Genomic DNA, 16,271 nt, shown 5'->3' on the forward strand with positions numbered 1-16,271 from the left:
TTTGTGTCCTGCTTTGGTGCTTCGGTTCCGTGAGTGATGTGTGGACCTTAGCGATTTTCGGAGGCTTGCGCCCCCGTCGAAGTGAGCGGGTGAAGACATGCGACGGCCCGCCCGGCGCCTTGCTGGCCGAGCTGCGGGTCGCGCAGTCGGCAATCCTCCTGCGCTGCCGGGCAGCGCGAGGAGAAACGACAGCCCTTGGGCAGATCCAGAGGGCTCGGGATCTCGCCCGGCAGCGGCTCGGGGATCGGTTCGAAGAACCGCGGAGCCGCCGCCCGGAGGGCTGCAGAATAGGGATGCGCGGGTGCGTCGAGCACCGCGTCAGTGGGGCCGGTCTCGACGATCCGGCCCAGATACATGATTGCGATCTCCTCGCAGAGATAGCTCGCGACGCCGAGGTCGTGGGTGATGAAGACCAGCGTCAGCCCCATATCGCGCTGCAGGCTGCGCAGGAGCGTCAAGAGCTGCGCCTGGGTCGAGACGTCGAGGCCGGAAACGGCCTCGTCGGCGACCAGCACGGAAGGCTCCGAGGCCAGCGCGCGGGCGATGGCGACGCGGCGCACCTGTCCGCCGGAGAGCCCCGAGGGATAGCGGCTGGCGGCGTCGGTGGGCAGGCCCACACGGTCAATGAGCTGCGCCACGCGGGCGGCTTCCTCGCCCTTCTTCACGATGTTGAAGTGGCGCAGCGGCTCGGCGATGAGCTGGCCCACGGTCATGCGCGGATCGAGCGAGCCGCGCGCGTCCTGGTAGACCATCGCCACGTCGCGGGCGAAGCCGGTGCCACGGGCGCGGGCCTCGCGGATCGGCCTGCCGCGATAGAGCGCGCGGCCGCCGCTCGGGGCGTCGAGGCCGAGGAGCACCCGCAGCAGCGTCGACTTGCCCGAGCCGCTTTCGCCGACCAGCGCCAAAGACGCGCCCTGCGCGATGCTCAGGCGCACGCCGTCGAGCGCCTTGAGCCCGACCGTGTCGCGGTTGAAGAGCCCGCGGCCGGGCTTCGGCACGGAGAATTCCTGCTCGACCTCGATCAGCTCGAAGACCGGCGGATTGGGCGCCGTTGCGGGGCGCTTGGTCTGGATCTGCGACATGATCATTCCGGGTTCCAGCAGGCGAATTGGTGATCGAGCGGGCCGTCCGCCCCGGCGCGGGCCGGCTGCAGGGGCGGTGCCTCGCCGGCGCAGCGTGGCAGGGCGCGCGGGCAGCGGGTGGCGAAGCGGCAGCCCACGGGCATCTCGCTATGCGGCGGCACCGTGCCCTCGGGCGCGGTGACCTCCTTGGTGCCGATCTCGAGCACGCAGGATTTGAGCTGCTTGGTATAGGGGTGTCGGTGATACTCGAGGATGTCGCGGGCGGGACCGGATTCGACCACCTGCCCGGCATAGAGCACCACGATGCGGTCGCAGGACTGGCTGGCCAGCGCCAGGTCGTGCAGCACGAAGATGCAGCTCGCCCCGCGCGACTTCGTCTGCGCGAGGATCAGTCGCACGATCTGCGCCTGGATGGTGACGTCGAGCGCCGATGTCGGCTCGTCGGCGAGCAGCAGGTCGGGGTTGCAGGCCAGCGCGATGGCCACCATCACGCGCTGCTGCATGCCGCCCGAGAGCTGGTGCGGATAGGCGCTCATCCGGCCCTCGGGGTCGTTGATCCCGACCGAGGTGAAGAGCTCGACGGCGCGGGTCCGCGCCTCGGCTTTCGAGAGCCCGAGGTTGCGGCGCAGCACGGTGATCAGCTGTCGCCCCACGGTGTAGGAGGGGTTCAGCGCCGAGCCGGCATCCTGGAAGATCATCGACAGCCGGCGGCCGCGCAGCTTGACCATCTGGCGTTCGGACAGCGCCAGCAGGTCGCCGGCGCCCTCCATCTCGGCCGAGCCCTCGACCTTGGCGCCATCAAGCAGGCGCATCAGCGCCGTGGCGATGGTCGACTTGCCGGCGCCGCTTTCGCCCACGAGGGCAAGCGTCTCGCCCTCGGCCAGAGACAGGTTCACGCGGTCGAGAATCTTGGCGGTGCCGCGATGCACGCTGAGGTCGCGGAGGCTGAGGATCGGGTTGGAGGCCATGTCCTTCATGCGCCCCTCCGGAGCTTGGGGTCGAACTCCTCGCGGATGCCGTCGCCGACGATCGACAGCGCGATCAGCAGCAGCGCGAGCGCGAAGCCGGGCATCGCCGACATCCACGCGGCGAAGCTGACGAAGGCACGGCCCTCGGCGATCATCAGGCCCCAGTCGGGGGTGGGGGGCGTCACGCCGATGCCGAGGAAGGAGAGCGACGAGGAGACGAGGATCGCCTCGGAGATGCGGATGGTGACCTGCACCGCCAGCGGAAAGATCACGTTGGGCAGCACGTGGCGCCAGATCACCTTGAGATAGGGGATCGACATCAGCGTCGCGGCCTCGACGAAGAGCTGCACGCGCACCTGCATCACGTCGGCGCGCACGGTGCGCGCGAAGGGGCCGATCATCGACAGGCCCACCGCCACGACGACCTTGTCGACGCCCTGACCGAGGATGGCGATGAACGCCACCGCGAGGATCAGCGAGGGCAGCGCGAGGATCGAGTCGATGAGCCGCATCAGCGCCCATTCAAGCCAGCCGCCCGACAGCCCGGCGGCCAGCCCGATGACGAGGCCGCCTGCGGCGCCGATCAGCACCGAGAAAATGCCGATGATCAGCGCGTAGCGGGCGCCGTAGATGACCCGGCTCAGGATGTCCTGGCCGTAGCTGTCGGTGCCCAGCGGGTGCGCCACGCTCGGCGCCTGCATCATCGCGTTGATGTCCTGCATCACCGGATCATAGGGCGCCACGAACGGCGCGAAGATCGCCGCCAGAACGTAGGCCGCGGCCACGATCAGCGCGATCGTGAAGAACGGGCGGCGCAGGAAGATCGAGCGCCGGCCGGTCTTAGCCTTTTTCGGCGGCTCGGCGGGCGGCAGGGTGGTCGGGGCTTCGGGAGTCTGGATGCTCATTTCCGTGCCCTCAGCCGCGGGTCGAGGAAGGGATAGGAGAGGTCCACGAGGAGGTTCACTCCGATGAAGAGGGTGGCGGTCATCATCACGCCGGCCTGCACGACCATGTATTCCCGGCCCAGAACGGCGGAGGTCAGCATCTGGCCGATGCCCGGCAGGTTGAAGACCGTCTCGGTCAGCACCGTGCCCTGCAGCAGCACACCGAGCTGAAGCCCGAGGATGGTCACCAGCGGCATCGCGATGTTGCGCACGCCATGCACCCAGATCACCCGCCACGACGGCTCGCCGCGCGCGCGGGCGGCGGCGATGTAGGGCTGCTCCATCACCTCGATGAGGGTGGCGCGGGTGAGGCGGGTGATCATGGCGATGAAATAGGTGGAAAGCGTCAGTCCGGGCAGGATCATGTGATAGATGCCGCCCCAGAAATCCTGCCACGGCGAGACGTAGCCCATCACCGGGAAGAGCTGCATCTTCACCGCGAAGAACCAGATCAGCAGGATGCCGAGCAGGAAGGAAGGGAAAGCGGTGCCGGTCAGGGCCAGCACCGCGGCGCCCGCGTCGAACGCGGTGTCCTTCTTGACCGCCGACAGCACGCCGAGTGGCACGCCGATCAGGATCGCGAAGGCGAGGGAGAAGGAGGCGAGCGTCAGCGTGACGGGCAGCGCCTCCTTGAAGGCATAGGTAAAGATATCCGTCCGGGCGACATAGGACGTGCCCCAATCACCCTGCACGAACCTCACCGCCCAGTCGGCATATTGCGCGAGGAAGGGCTGATCCAGCCCCAGCTCGGCGGTGAGCGACTCATACGCTTCCTGCGAGTACTCCGATCCCAGCATGATCTGGATCGGGTCGCCCGGCGCCAGCTTCAGAAGTCCGAAGCTGGCCACCGAGACGACGAACAGCACGACAAGCGTCTGCGCGATCTTTCCCAGTGCCTGTCCCCACATCAGGCGAGGCTCACCGTGTGCAGGTTCACGAGGTCGGCGGGAATGTATTCAAAGCCCTGCACCTTGTTCGAGAACACCTTGTAGATCGGCATATGCGCCATCACGGCGATGCCGGCCTCATCCATGAGCAGATCCTCGGCCTTGTAGTAGAGCTCCTTGCGGGCCTCCGGCTCGAGCACCACCTGCGCCTGCGCGCAGAGCTCGTCGAACTCGGTGTTGATCCACTTGCCGAAGTTCCACGCGCCGTCCGAGCGGAACTCGGGATAAAGCGTTTCGTCCGGGTCGAGGTCGGCCACCCACTCGAAATCGTAAAGGTCGAAATCGCCCTCGTTGCGGCGCTTCACCCAGGCGGCGGGCTCGATCAGCTCGAGGTTCGCCTTGATGCCGATCTGGGCCAGCATCGGCGCCACGGTCTGGGCGACACGGGTGCCGACCGGACCACGCTCGGCCATCATGTAGGTCACCTCGACCTCGCCCTGGTTGGCGGCCTTGGCGCGGAACTCCTTGGCCTTCTCGAGATCGAACCACTGGCCGCGGCCCGAGGTCGCGATGTTGGGATCGAAGAAATCGGTCATCGGCGGGGAGATCGGCGTGTAGGCCTGCTGGGCGCGGCCGAAATAGGCCTGCTTCACGAGGGTCTCGCGATCCAGGGCCCATGCCACGGCGCGGCGCAGGTTGATGTCGTCAAACGGCGCACGGGCGCAGTTCATGCCGACGAAGGTGTAGTTGCCCTCGATCTCGCCGTAGAGCGTGGCGTTCGGGAAGGCGTCGACCTGATCGACCAGCTGCATCGGGCAGTCGGTCATGCCGTCGATCTGACCGGCCATCAGGGCGGCCAGCGCGGTCGAGGCTTCGTTCATCAGAACGAAGGTGACGCGCTCGAGCTTGGGCAGGCCTTCCTCGAAATACTCGGTGTTGGCTTCCAGCTCGATGGCATCGTTCTCGCGCCAGGAGACGAACTTGAACGGGCCGGTGCCGACCGGGTTGCGGCCATAATCGGCGCCGTATTTCTGCACGGCGGCGGGGCTGACGATGGTGCCGGCGCGGCCGGTCGAGCCGTTCAGCGCCACGGGCAGGAAGGCGTAGGGCTGCGAGAAGTGCAGCTTGAAGGTCAGGTCGTCGATGATCTCGATCTCGTCGAGCAGCGCCAGTTTCCAGGCGTGCGGCGACTTGGGTTCGCCTTCCTTCACGCGCAGCAGCGAGAACTTCACGGCTTCGGCGTTGCACGGCGTGCCGTCGTGGAACATCACGCCTTCGCGCAGCTTGAACACGTGGGTCTTGTCGTCCTCGAGATCCCAGGTTTCGGCCAGATCGGGCTCGAAGGACACGTTGGTGCCGTCATAGGCGATCTTGAGCAGGCCGTTGTGAATGTTGTTGATGATCTGGATCGCCGAGAGGAACCCGGTGAAATGCGGGTCCAGCGTGTCGATCACCTTGATCGACGCGATCTTGAGGTGGCCGCTCTGCTGGGCGCGGGCGATGCCCGGCGCGCCGGTGGAGGCGGCTGCGGTCAGAAGGCCGGCGCCCATCCCCTTGAGCACGGCCCGGCGTCCGAATCGCGCCGAGAGGCGCTCGGCCAGGACCTTCTTGTGATCTACCTTCGTCATTCCTTGTCTCTCCTGTTGGCATGGTCTCCTCCCTTTTTGTCCTTAGAGGCCAGTGCCTTTGTCGCGGCCCGGTTGTTCCCGGATCTCGCCCGCCTCGGCCTGGTTTCGAGGCGTTTTTGTCGATGTCTCCCTAATCATGCGACGTTGTTATGAATTCAACTTGTCCAGACATGTATACATATGCAAGATAAAAGTGCTCCAAACGTGAGAGGTGGACGACAGATGTCTATTCGCACGGCAGAAAACATTTTCGAGACCCTGGTCGACGGCATCGTGGCCGGGCGGATGCCTCCGGGTGAGCCGCTGGTGGAGAAGGCGCTGGCCGAGCAGTTCGGTGTGTCGCGTACGCCGGTGCGCGAGGCGCTGCACCGGCTCGAGCAGGCCAGCCTCGCCGAACGCGGCGCGCGCCGTGCCTTCTTTGTGCGCCAGATGGCACCCGACGATCTGGCCGAGCTCTTCGAGGCCGCGGGCGAGGTCGAGAGCGGGCTGGCGGCGCTGGCGGCCAACCGCATGAGTGAGATCGAGCGCCGCAAGCTCGAGGCGATTCTCGCTGAGGGCGATGCCTGCGACGATCCCGAAGCCTACGGCGCGATCAACGCCCGCTTTCACGACACCATCAAGAGCGGCGCCCGCAACGCCATCCTCGCCGCCACGCTCGACGAGCTGAACCTGCGCACGCTGGCCTGGCGTGCCGCCAATTTCCACGAAGACGCCTCGCGGCTCGAAACCTCGCGCGCCGAGCACCGCGGCATCACCGAGGCCATTCTCGCCCAGGACGCCGAGACCACGCGGCGGCTGATGCGCAGCCACGTGGCGTCGTCCTACATCGTATTGACCGATATCCTTGCCCGCCGGGCGGAGTGATCCGTGCCTATGCCGCCCCTGCCATTCTGGAGACCTACATGCCCGATTTGACACTGACGCTGGAACTGCTGCTCTTCATGGTGGTGATAGGAGGCTTCGCGGGGGTGCTCGCTGGGCTTCTCGGCGTCGGCGGGGGCATCGTTCTGGTGCCGGCCTTTTTCTTCACCTTTCAGGCGCTGGGCTATGACGGGCCCCAGACCATGCAGGTCTGCCTTGCCACCTCGCTGGCGACGATCATCGTCACCTCGCTGCGCTCGGTGATCAGCCACAACCGCAAGGGCGCGGTCGACTGGGAGATCCTCAGGGGCTGGGCGCCGGGCATCGTCATCGGCGCGATTGTGGGCATGCTGGCCGCTTCGGCGCTGAAATCCACCAGCCTGCAGGTGATCTTTGGCGTGCTGGCGCTGGTGATCGGCGCCTACATGGCCTTCGGCAAGCGCAGCTGGCGGCTGGCCGAGGCGATGCCGAGCGGCGGCAAGCAATACATCTATTCCCCCGCGGTGGGCTTCCTGTCGGTGCTGATGGGCATCGGCGGCGGCAGCTTCGGCGTGCCGCTAATGAGCCTGCACAACGTGCCGATCCACCGCGCAGTGGCCACCGCCGCCGGCTTCGGCGTGCTGATCGCGGTGCCCTCGGCGGTGGGCTTCCTGCTGCTGACCATCGAGCCGGGCTCGCGCCCGCCCTTCACCCTCGGCGCGGTCAACCTGCCGGGCTTTCTCGTGGTGATCGCGATGACGCTGCTCACCGCGCCGCTGGGCGTCAAGCTCGCCCACGCAATGGACCCGGCGCCGCTCAAGAAGCTGTTCGGCGCGTTCCTGATCCTCGTGGCGCTCAACATGCTGCGCAAGGCGATCATGGGCTGAGCGCGCCGCGCCATGTGGCTGATGCTTCGAGTTGCCGCATGGCACGCCGGTGCAAACACCGGTTGCTGCCATCCTCAAAGACGATACCGTGCTTTCGATCCTGCGGCCCGGACTTCGGGGCCCGCAGGGTCGTGCATGGCATTCCCGGCCTGAGCCCGTCGTACCCCCTCGGGCCGCGCGACCGGTGCCGGAGCAGAGGCGAGGCAGATGGCGGAACAAGGACGGATCGAGCTCGATCTCTCCGAGACGGCGACGGAGGCGGTGTTGCGCCTCTCCGGCGTATTGTCGGTGCGCACCGTCAGCCCGCTGCGCGACCGCCTCTCCGCCCTGAACTTCGACCGTCCGCTGGTCGTCGACCTTGCCTCCGTGGAGCGCATCGACACCGCCGGGGCTTGGCTTCTGGCCGAGCTTGAAGCCCGCGCGACCGCGAACGGCGCGTCGCTCGCGCTGCGCAACGCCGGCGACACGACCATGCAACTGCTCGACAACGTGCGTCAGGCGCGCCCGCAGCGCGAAGAACGGCCTCCCGCGCCGCGCGGTGTTCGGGCGCTGCTCGACCAGACCGGCCGCGCAGTGGTTGGCACGGCCGGCTATTTCGCCGATCTGACCGGCTTTCTCGGCCTGTTCCTCGCTCGGCTGGCACGGCTGCTGCGCCATCCCTCCCAGTTCCGCCTCACCGCGCTGGTGGCGCATTGCGAGGATGTCGGCTTGCGCGCCGTGCCGATCGTGGCGCTGATGTCGTTCCTGATCGGCGTGGTGCTGGCCTTTCAGGGCTCCGAGCAGCTGCGGCAGTTCGGCGCCGAGGTCTTCGTGGTCGATCTGATTGCCATCTCGGTGCTGCGCGAGCTGGGCATCCTGCTCACCGCGATCATCGTGGCGGGCCGCACCGCCTCGGCCTTCACCGCAGCGATCGGCTCGATGAAGATGCGCGAGGAGATCGACGCTATGCGCACGCTCGGGCTCGATCCGGCGGTGATGCTCTTCGTGCCGCGCATCCTCGCATTGCTGCTGATGCTGCCGATCCTCGGGCTGATCGCCGATTTCATGGGCCTTTTCGGCGGTGCGTTGATGGCGTGGCTCGAGCTTGGCATCTCGCCGTCGATGTTCGTCACGCGGCTGATCGAAGGCACCGGGGTCGGCCATCTCTTCGTCGGGCTGGTCAAGGCACCGGCCTTCGCGCTGATCATCGGCGTGGTGGGCTGCCACGCGGGCATGCAGGTCAAGGGCAACGCCGAGTCGCTGGGGCGGATGACTTCGGGCGCGGTGGTCGCGGCGATCTTCGCGGTGATCCTCGCCGACGCGCTGTTCTCGGTGTTCTTCGCGAAGGTGGGCATATGAGCGGGGCTGTGACACCGGCAGAGCGCGAGGCGGTGATCCGGGTGCGCGGGCTGAAGAACCAGTTCGGCAATCACGTGGTGCACGAGGATCTCGACCTCGACGTCTATCGCGGCGAGATCCTCGGCGTGGTCGGCGGCTCGGGCACCGGCAAGTCGGTCTTGCTGCGCACCATCACCGGTCTCCAGACCCCGGCGGCGGGCGAAATCGAGGTGTTCGGTGTCGACGTGCTGGCGCGCGGCGCCGGGCGTGACAGCCTCGACGACCGCTGGGGCGTGATGTTTCAGGATGGCGCGCTGTTTTCGTCGCTGACCGTGCGCGAGAATATCGAGGTGCCGATGAAGGCGGTGCCGGGGCTGGCCCCCGACATCCGGCGCGAGCTGGCGGATCTGAAGATCTCGATGGTCGGGCTGCCGTATCTCGCGGGGGATCTCTACCCCTCCGAGCTCTCGGGCGGGATGCGCAAGCGGGCCGGTCTGGCGCGGGCGCTGGCGCTCGACCCGGAGATCGTGTTTCTCGACGAGCCCACGGCGGGGCTTGACCCCATCGGCGCGGCGGCCTTCGATACGTTGATCCGTAACCTCAGCCAGTCTCTTGGACTCACGGTGTTTCTCGTGACACATGATCTCGACACGCTCTACGCGATCTGCGACCGCATCGCCGTGCTCTCCGAGCGCCGCGTGCTGGTGACCGGCAGCCTCGACGACATGCTCGAGGTCGACGATCCGTGGGTGCGCGAATATTTCCACGGGCCGCGCGCCCGGGCGGCATTTGCCGACTCTGAAGCAGGCAGGGGAGACTGACGATGGAAACCCGTGCCAATTACGTGCTGATCGGGGCCTTCACGTTGGCGGGCTTCCTCGCCATGCTGGCCGCCTTCATGTGGTTCGCCAACATCCAGCTCGACCGCCAGTTCGCCTACTACGACATCGATTTCCCCAGTGTCTCGGGCCTGTCGGATGCCTCCGACGTGCGCTTTTCCGGGCTGCCGGTGGGGCAGGTCGTGGAGGTGCGGTTGTCGCCCGAACGCGACGGAACGGTGCGGGTGCGGGTCGAGATCGGCGCCGACACGCCGGTGCGCAGCGACAGCATCGCCACCATCGAGGCGCAGGGGGTCACGGGGGTGTCCTATGTCGGGATTTCCTCCGGGACGCCGGACGCGCCGCTGCTGAGCGAGGTCTCCGAGGAGTCCGTGCCGAAGATCGAGGCGGGCCAGTCGGTGCTGCAATCGCTGACCGAGGACGCGCCCCGGCTGGTCTCCGAGACGCTGCGCGCTGTGCAGGACGTGCGCCAGCTCTTCGGCGACGAGAACCAGCGCAAGGTGCAGAACATTCTCGACAATATCGAGGACTCCTCTGTCGCCTTCGGGCAGGCGCTCGAGGATTTCTCCCGTGTCGGCGGATCGGTTTCGAGCTTTGCGGAACAGATCGACCGATTCAACGACACGCTCGACTCGGTCAGTCGCGATGCCTCGGCGACGCTGGCGGATGTGCGCGAGGCGGTGGTCTCGGTTCGGGATCTCTCCGAGGAGGCGCGGGTGGTGCTTGAGCAGGGCGGCGGTACGCTGGAGCGCGCCGACAGCGCCATCGGCTCGGCTGAGCGCTACGTCACCGACCAGCTCGGGCCGGCGACCGAGCAGCTGCAGCGCTCGGTGGCCGATATCGAGACCCGCTTCGCCGCGCTGTCCGACAGCGCCGGCGGGCTGGTCGAGACCTTCACCGAGACCGGTGCGACCGCCACGCAGCGCCTGACCGAAGCCCGCGAGACGCTGGCGGCGACCAACGAGATGATCGCCGGCATCAGTGCCACGATGCAGAGTGTCGATGGCGCGGCGCAAAGCGTCGACACGCTGATCGCCGGCGACGGCACGGCGCTGGTGGCCGATCTGCGCGCGGCCACCGAGGAGGCGCGCCGGGTGATCGCCCAGGTCGGCGCGGTGGCGGAGACCGACCTTCCCGCGATCATCGCCGAGATCCGTAGCGCCACCGAAACCGCCTCGGGCGTGGTGGCGCAGGTGGGCGAGGATCTCTCCTCGGCCTCCGGTCAGGTCGATGATCTGGCGCGCAACGCCGGCGAGACGCTCGACAGCGTGCGCGTCACCTTCGGCAATGCCAACGACACGCTCGCCGCCATCAACGCAGCGCTCGAAACCGGCGACCGCGCCCTGCGCGCCGCCGAGTCCGCCTTTCAGGGCGCCGACCGCGTGATGAACGAGGAGGTGGCGGGCATCGCAGAGAGCCTGCGTTCGACCCTGGCCCAGCTCGAGACGGCGGTGGCCGAGGTCGCGGGCGAAGTGCCCGGCGTAACCGAAGAGCTGCGCGCCGCCAGCCGCTCGGCGCAGGCCGCCTTCGCAGAGATCGAGACGGCGGTGAACCAGAGCGCGCCGGCGGTGCGCGCCTTCGCCACCGATGCGCTGCCGCAGTTCGGTCGGCTGGCGGTCGAGACCCGCACCCTGATCAACAACCTCGATGACCTGGTCGAGCGCCTCCGGCGCGACCCGAGCCGTTTCCTGCTCGACCAGCGTGCCCCGGAATACGGGCGATAAGGAGATGACCCCCATGCTGCGCCTGTACCCGATCCTGTTCGCCGCCGCCCTCGCGGGCTGTGGCGCGCTTTCCGCGCTCGAGGAGGCCTCGACGCCGCTCGAGGTCTACGAGCTGCGCACGCCCCCGGTGGCGCAGGGCGGCGCTCGGCGCGGTGTCGAGGTGATCGTCGAGGAGCCGCTGGCCAGCGGCTCGCTCTCGACCGAGCGCATCATGATCCGGCCCTCGGCGCTGCAGGCGCAATACCTGCCGGGGGTGCGCTGGGCCGATCCGGCGCCGGCGATGTTGCAGACCCTGCTGGTGCGCAGCCTCGGGGAGACCGGCGCGCTGGGCTCGGTCAGCCGCCGCCCCGTGGGGCCGCGCGCCGATTACGCCGTTCTGGGGGAGCTGACCGATTTCCAGGCCGAGGCCACCGAGGGCGAAGAGGCCGGGCTGGTGCGGGTGCGCTTCGTGCTGCGCGTGGTGCGCGAGCGCGATGCGCGCGTTGTCGCGACGCGGAGTTTCGAGGCCACCGAGCTGGCGGCCTCGGCCGATCCCGACATCGTCGTCGCCGCCTTCGACAGCGCCGTCTCGCGGCTGCTGCCCGAGGCGGTGGGGTGGATCGTGGCGCAGGCGCGCTGATCAGAGCTGCGGCGGCCGCCGGTTCGGCCAGTCCGTCGCCTGGTGGTAGGCATCGCCCATTGCCAGCAGCGCGGCGTCGCTGCCGGTAGGGCCGAAGAGCTGCATCCCCATCGGCAGGCCGTCTTGCGAGAAGCCGGCGGGCATTCCGAGGCAGGGCAGCCCGGCGAGGCTCACCGGCACCACGATCTCCATCCAGCGGTGATAGGTGTCCATCTTGCGGCCGGCAATCGCCTCGGGCCAGCGCCACTCGACCGGGAAGGGCCAGACCTGGGCGCTGGGCAGGGCGAGCGCGTCGTATTTTTCGAACAGCCGCGCTGCGCGACGATACCAGAGCGAGCGGGTCTTGCTGGCCTCGTAGACCGCTTCGGCGCTCAGCCCCTGCCCCTGCTCGATCTCCCACAGCGACTCGGGCTTGGTGAGCGCGCGCTTGCCCGGGTCTGCAGCGAGGTCTCGCTTGGCGCCGGCGTTGAGCGCGGCGCGCAGGGTGATCCACGACGACCAGAGCTTCTCGGCCGGGTAGGGGGCGGAGACCGGCTCGACGATGGCGCCGAGTTCCTCGAAGACCTTCAACGCCGATTCCACCGTCTCGAGGATCCCCGGCTCGGTGGCGTAGGCGCCGCCCCAGTCGGCCAGCCAGCCGATGCGCTTGCCCTTCAATCCCTCGCCGAAGCGGGCAGTATAGTCCTCCGCCGCGCGCCCGAAGGGCACCTCGGGGTTGGGCCCGGCGAGCGCCCAGAGCAGCAGCGCCACGTCGCGCGGGCTGCGCGCCATAGGGCCCTCGGTGGCCAGCGTCGCGAGGAACGTGTCGCCACCCGCATCCGGCGGCACCAGCCCCCAGCTCGGGCGGAAGCCGTAGACGTTGCAGAAGGCGGCGGGGTTGCGCAGCGAGCCCATCATGTCGGAGCCGTCTGCCAGCGGCAGCATCCGCGCCGCCAGCGCCGCCGCCGCACCGCCCGAGGAGCCGCCGGCGCTGCGCGTGGCGTCATAGGGATTGCGCGTGGCGCCGAAGACCTCGTTGAAGCTGTGCGAGCCGTGGCCCCATTCCGGCGTGTTGGTCTTGCCGATCAGGATCGCGCCGGCCTTGCGCAGGCGCGCGGCCACGAGATCGTCGGCAGCGGGGACGAAATCCTTGAAGACCGGCGAGCCGTAGGTGGTCCGCATGTCCTTGGTCGCCACGAGATCCTTCACCGCGATGGGCAGCCCCGCGAGCGGGCCGGGATGCGGCTCGGCATCCAGCTCCGCGGCCTCGGCCAGCAGCTCTTCGCGCGGGCGCAGGGTGACGATGGCGTTGACCTGAGGGTTGGTGGCGTCGATGCGGTCGAGCACGGCTTGCATCAGCTCGCGCGCCGAGACGTGTTTCGCGCGCAGCGCCGCCGCGAGGTCTGTGGCGCCGGCATCGGTGAGCGCGGCAAGAAGCTTGGGGGTCATGGGCTGGGCCTCTTCGGATGGCGGGGGCGTCGATCCGGAAAGGCCTGCACGGTCCCGCGGTCGGTCGCGGGGATGGTTGACCGGCGGGCGGCGATGGTCAAGCTCGGGCGCGGAAATTGCCAGCGGCGGCGGGCCCTTGCCCGGCACGGGGCAGGGGCGGCGCGTGGCGCGCCACCCCTGAGAGCTCAGTTGATGCGCTCGCCGGTCTCGGGTGCGAAGTAGGAGACCTTGGCGAGGTCGAAGGCGAGGTTGTGCACCGTGCCCGGCGCCGCCTCGGTCTCGGAATGCAGGCGCGCGGTCAGGGGTTTGCCGCCAAGGCGGGTCTGCACATAGGTGTCGGCGCCCGCGGGCTCGACGATCTCGACCTTGCAAGGGGCTTCCTGCACCAGCTCGCCGACCCGGAAGCCGGGCTCCGAGATATCCTCGGGGCGCAGGCCGAGGATGATGTCCTCGGGCAAACCTTGCGCGCGCGGGTCGGTGAGCCGGATCGGCTCGAGATCCGGGCGCTGGATCTCGATCATCGTGCCGCCGCTGCCGCGGCTTGTCTTCGCCGGGATCAGGTTCATCGCCGGCGAGCCCATGAAATCCGCCACGAAGAGGTTGGCCGGGCGGTTGTAGATCTCCGACGGCGAGCCGATCTGCTGGATGATGCCGCCCTTCATCACGACGATCTTGGTGGCCAGCGTCATCGCCTCGATCTGGTCGTGGGTGACGTAGACCATCGAGGCGCCGAGCTTGTGGTGCAGGGTCTTGATCTCGGTGCGCATCTCGACGCGGAGCTTGGCGTCGAGGTTCGACAGTGGCTCGTCGAAGAGGAAGAGCTTGGGATCGCGCACCAGCGCGCGGCCCATCGCAACCCGCTGCCGCTGGCCGCCCGAGAGCTGGCCGGGGCGGCGGTTGAGGAAGGGCTCGATCTGGAGCTGGCGGGCCACCTCTGCGAGCTTGCTCTTCTGGGTCTCGGGATCGACGCCGCGCACCTTCATGCCGAAGGTGATGTTCTTGGCGACGCTCATCGTCGGGTAGAGAGCGTAGGACTGGAACACCATCGCGATGTCGCGGTCCTTGGGCGAGACATGGGTCATGTCGTGACCGTCGATCTTGAGTGTGCCGCCCGAGATCGGCTCGAGCCCGGCGATGCAGTTGAGCAGGGTCGACTTGCCGCAGCCCGAGGGGCCGACGAGCACGAGGAACTCGCCCTTGTCGATCGAGACGTTGATGTCCTTCAGCACCTCGGTCGCGCCGTAGTTCTTGTAGAGGTTGGTGATTTCGAGGATCGGGGCCATTTGGGTCATCCTTTGACGGAGCCGGCGGTCAGACCGCGGATGAAGTATTTGCCGGCGACGATGTAGACGAGGAGGGTCGGCAGGGCGGCGATGATCGCGGCGGCCATGTCGACGTTGTATTCCTTCACGCCGGTGGTCGAGTTGACGATGTTGTTGAGCGCAACGGTGACAGGCTGGGTGCCGGCCTGGCTGAACGACACCCCGAACAGGAAGTCATTCCAGATCTGAGTGAACTGCCAGATCACGCTGACCACGATGATCGGGATGCTGAGCGGCAGGAAGATCGCGAAGAAGATCCGCACGAAGCCCGCGCCGTCGACCTTGGCGGCCTTCACCAGCTCGACCGGAATGGTGACGTAGTAGTTGCGGAAGAACAGCGTGGTGAAGCCGAGCCCGTAGATCACGTGCACGAAGATCAGCCCCGGGATGGTGCCGGCGATGCCCATGATGCCGAGCATCCGTGCCATCGGCAGCAGCACCACCTGGAACGGGATGAAGCAGCCGAAGAGCATCAGCGCGAAGATGATGTTGGCGCCGCGGAAGCGCCACTGCGCGATCACGTAGCCGTTCATCGCGCCCAAGAGCGTCGAGATCAGCACCGCCGGGACGGCGAGCATCACCGAGTTCCAGAAATACGGCTTCACGCCTTCGCACTGGATGCCGGTGCAGGCCTCGGACCAGGCGGTGCGCCAGGCGTCGAAGGTGAGCTCGCGCGGCAGCGACAGCAGGTCGCCGGTGCGGATCTCCTCGAGGCTCTTGAGCGAGGTGGTGACCATCACGAAGAGCGGCATGAGGTAGTAGAGCGCGAACAGGCCAAGCACGATGTAGAGCAGCCAGCGCAGGGCGATCTTGCCGAAGGAGCGGCCGCGCGGACGCTCCGAGGCGACGGTGGCGGGGGTTGCGGAGACATCAGTCATTGCGCGCCCTCAGTTCGGAATAGAGATAGGGAACCACGATGGCGAAGACGACGAGCATCATGATCATCGCCGAGGCCGCGGCCTGGCCGATGTCGCCGCGCGAGAAGGCCATCGCATACATGTAGGTGGCGGGAAGGTCGGTGGCGTAGCCCGGTCCGCCGCCGGTCAGGGCGATGACGAGGTCGAAGGCCTTGATGGCGAGGTGGGCGAGCACGATGAAGGCCGACAGGAAGATCGGGGCCATCGAGGGAATGATGATCGAGACATAGACGCGCCATGTCGGGATGCCGTCGATCTGCGCCGCGCGGATGATCTCGGTATCGACCGAGCGCAGGCCCGCGAGGAACAGCGCCATGACGAAGCCAGAGCTCTGCCAGATCGCCGCCAGCACGACGGTATAGATCGCCATGTCCGGGTTCACCAGCCAGTCGAAGGTGAAGTTCTCGTAGCCCCAGCCCTTGACCATCGCCTCGAGCCCGAGGCCCGGGTTGAGGATCCATTTCCACGCCGTACCGGTGACGATCATCGAGAGCGCCATCGGGTAGAGATAGATGGTGCGGATCGCCCCTTCGACGCGGATCTGCTGGTCGAGCAGGATCGCGAGGATCAGGCCGAGGATCATCGACACGCCGATGAACAGGCCGCCGAAGATGTAGAGGTTGTTCATCGCCGTGTCCCAACGCGGCGAGTCGAACAGGCGCTCGTACTGGATGAAGCCTTCGATCTGGTATTTCGGCAGCAGGCGCGAGCGGGTCAGCGAGACCCAGGCGGTCCATGCGATGAAGCCGTATACGAAGATCAGGATCGCGATGAAGCTGGGCGCCAGCACGATCTTTGGCAAATGGGTTTCGAACCACTTGGCCATGTTGTCCTCCCCTGAATGTCCCGCCCCGAAAAACGGGGCGGGA

Annotated in this window: 15 protein-coding genes; 6 read left to right on the top strand and 9 right to left on the bottom strand. The window is 67.6% G+C overall.

The genetic code is table 11. The features are described from left to right. Positions 1 to 47: 47 nt before the first annotated feature. From KUV62_RS09235 to KUV62_RS09255, 5 genes are read right to left on the bottom strand one after another with little or no spacing between them, the layout of a single operon-like run. Positions 48 to 1,088: an ABC transporter ATP-binding protein gene (locus tag KUV62_RS09235; RefSeq protein WP_222603385.1), complete on the bottom strand. Its 1,041-nt coding sequence runs from the start codon at positions 1,086 to 1,088 to the stop codon at positions 48 to 50. Continuing rightward, positions 1,085 to 2,059, bottom strand: coding sequence for an ABC transporter ATP-binding protein (locus tag KUV62_RS09240; protein WP_222603386.1), 975 nt, complete (start codon positions 2,057 to 2,059; stop codon positions 1,085 to 1,087). Before KUV62_RS09240 ends, KUV62_RS09235 begins: the two co-directional genes overlap by 4 nt. Further along, positions 2,056 to 2,955 (bottom strand): ABC transporter permease, encoded by a 900-nt coding sequence (locus KUV62_RS09245; protein WP_222603387.1) that lies wholly within the window; start codon positions 2,953 to 2,955, stop codon positions 2,056 to 2,058. Before KUV62_RS09245 ends, KUV62_RS09240 begins: the two co-directional genes overlap by 4 nt. After that, a complete protein-coding gene (locus KUV62_RS09250; protein WP_222603388.1) occupies positions 2,952 to 3,902 on the bottom strand; it encodes an ABC transporter permease in 951 nt (316 codons plus the stop codon). The genes KUV62_RS09245 and KUV62_RS09250 overlap by 4 nt, the downstream gene beginning before the upstream one ends. After that, positions 3,902 to 5,509: an ABC transporter substrate-binding protein gene (locus KUV62_RS09255; protein ID WP_222603389.1), complete on the bottom strand. Its 1,608-nt coding sequence runs from the start codon at positions 5,507 to 5,509 to the stop codon at positions 3,902 to 3,904. Before KUV62_RS09255 ends, KUV62_RS09250 begins: the two co-directional genes overlap by 1 nt. Positions 5,510 to 5,731: 222 nt before the next feature. On the opposite strand from KUV62_RS09255, the gene KUV62_RS09260 reads away from it, so the two are divergent. The 6 genes from KUV62_RS09260 to KUV62_RS09285 all read left to right on the top strand — a co-directional run bounded on the left by KUV62_RS09260 (position 5,732) and on the right by KUV62_RS09285 (position 11,735). After that, on the top strand, positions 5,732 to 6,373 hold the full coding sequence (locus tag KUV62_RS09260) for a GntR family transcriptional regulator (protein ID WP_222603390.1): 642 nt from the start codon (positions 5,732 to 5,734) through the stop codon (positions 6,371 to 6,373). A 38-nt stretch (positions 6,374 to 6,411) separates the two neighbouring features. After that, positions 6,412 to 7,236, top strand: coding sequence for a sulfite exporter TauE/SafE family protein (locus KUV62_RS09265; protein WP_222603391.1), 825 nt, complete (start codon positions 6,412 to 6,414; stop codon positions 7,234 to 7,236). A gap of 207 nt (positions 7,237 to 7,443) precedes the next feature. Then, positions 7,444 to 8,574 carry an ABC transporter permease gene (locus tag KUV62_RS09270; protein WP_222603392.1) on the top strand — a complete coding sequence of 377 codons (1,131 nt, stop codon included), beginning with the start codon at positions 7,444 to 7,446 and terminating at the stop codon, positions 8,572 to 8,574. Next, on the top strand, positions 8,571 to 9,374 hold the full coding sequence (locus tag KUV62_RS09275; RefSeq protein WP_222603393.1) for an ABC transporter ATP-binding protein: 804 nt from the start codon (positions 8,571 to 8,573) through the stop codon (positions 9,372 to 9,374). Before KUV62_RS09270 ends, KUV62_RS09275 begins: the two co-directional genes overlap by 4 nt. Positions 9,375 to 9,376: 2 nt before the next feature. Beyond that, positions 9,377 to 11,116: an MCE family protein gene (locus tag KUV62_RS09280; RefSeq protein ID WP_222603394.1), complete on the top strand. Its 1,740-nt coding sequence runs from the start codon at positions 9,377 to 9,379 to the stop codon at positions 11,114 to 11,116. Between the two features lie 13 nt (positions 11,117 to 11,129). Beyond that, complete coding sequence (locus KUV62_RS09285; RefSeq protein ID WP_222603395.1) at positions 11,130 to 11,735, top strand: ABC-type transport auxiliary lipoprotein family protein; 606 nt, start codon at positions 11,130 to 11,132, stop codon at positions 11,733 to 11,735. On the opposite strand, the gene KUV62_RS09290 is transcribed toward KUV62_RS09285, so the two are convergent. The 4 genes from KUV62_RS09290 to KUV62_RS09305 form a co-directional block, all read right to left on the bottom strand. Then, entirely contained in the window at positions 11,736 to 13,163 is a 1,428-nt protein-coding gene (locus KUV62_RS09290; protein ID WP_222603396.1) for an amidase, read from the bottom strand. 185 nt (positions 13,164 to 13,348) lie between these two features. Continuing rightward, positions 13,349 to 14,446, bottom strand: coding sequence for an ABC transporter ATP-binding protein (locus KUV62_RS09295; protein WP_222603397.1), 1,098 nt, complete (start codon positions 14,444 to 14,446; stop codon positions 13,349 to 13,351). A 5-nt stretch (positions 14,447 to 14,451) separates the two neighbouring features. After that, positions 14,452 to 15,363 (bottom strand): carbohydrate ABC transporter permease, encoded by a 912-nt coding sequence (locus KUV62_RS09300; RefSeq protein ID WP_222603398.1) that lies wholly within the window; start codon positions 15,361 to 15,363, stop codon positions 14,452 to 14,454. Continuing rightward, entirely contained in the window at positions 15,356 to 16,228 is an 873-nt protein-coding gene (locus KUV62_RS09305; protein WP_222603399.1) for a carbohydrate ABC transporter permease, read from the bottom strand. Before KUV62_RS09305 ends, KUV62_RS09300 begins: the two co-directional genes overlap by 8 nt. Positions 16,229 to 16,271: the final 43 nt, after the last annotated feature.

Source organism: Salipiger bermudensis (assembly GCF_019801965.1).
Taxonomy (GTDB): Bacteria; Pseudomonadota; Alphaproteobacteria; order Rhodobacterales; family Rhodobacteraceae; genus Salipiger; species Salipiger bermudensis_A.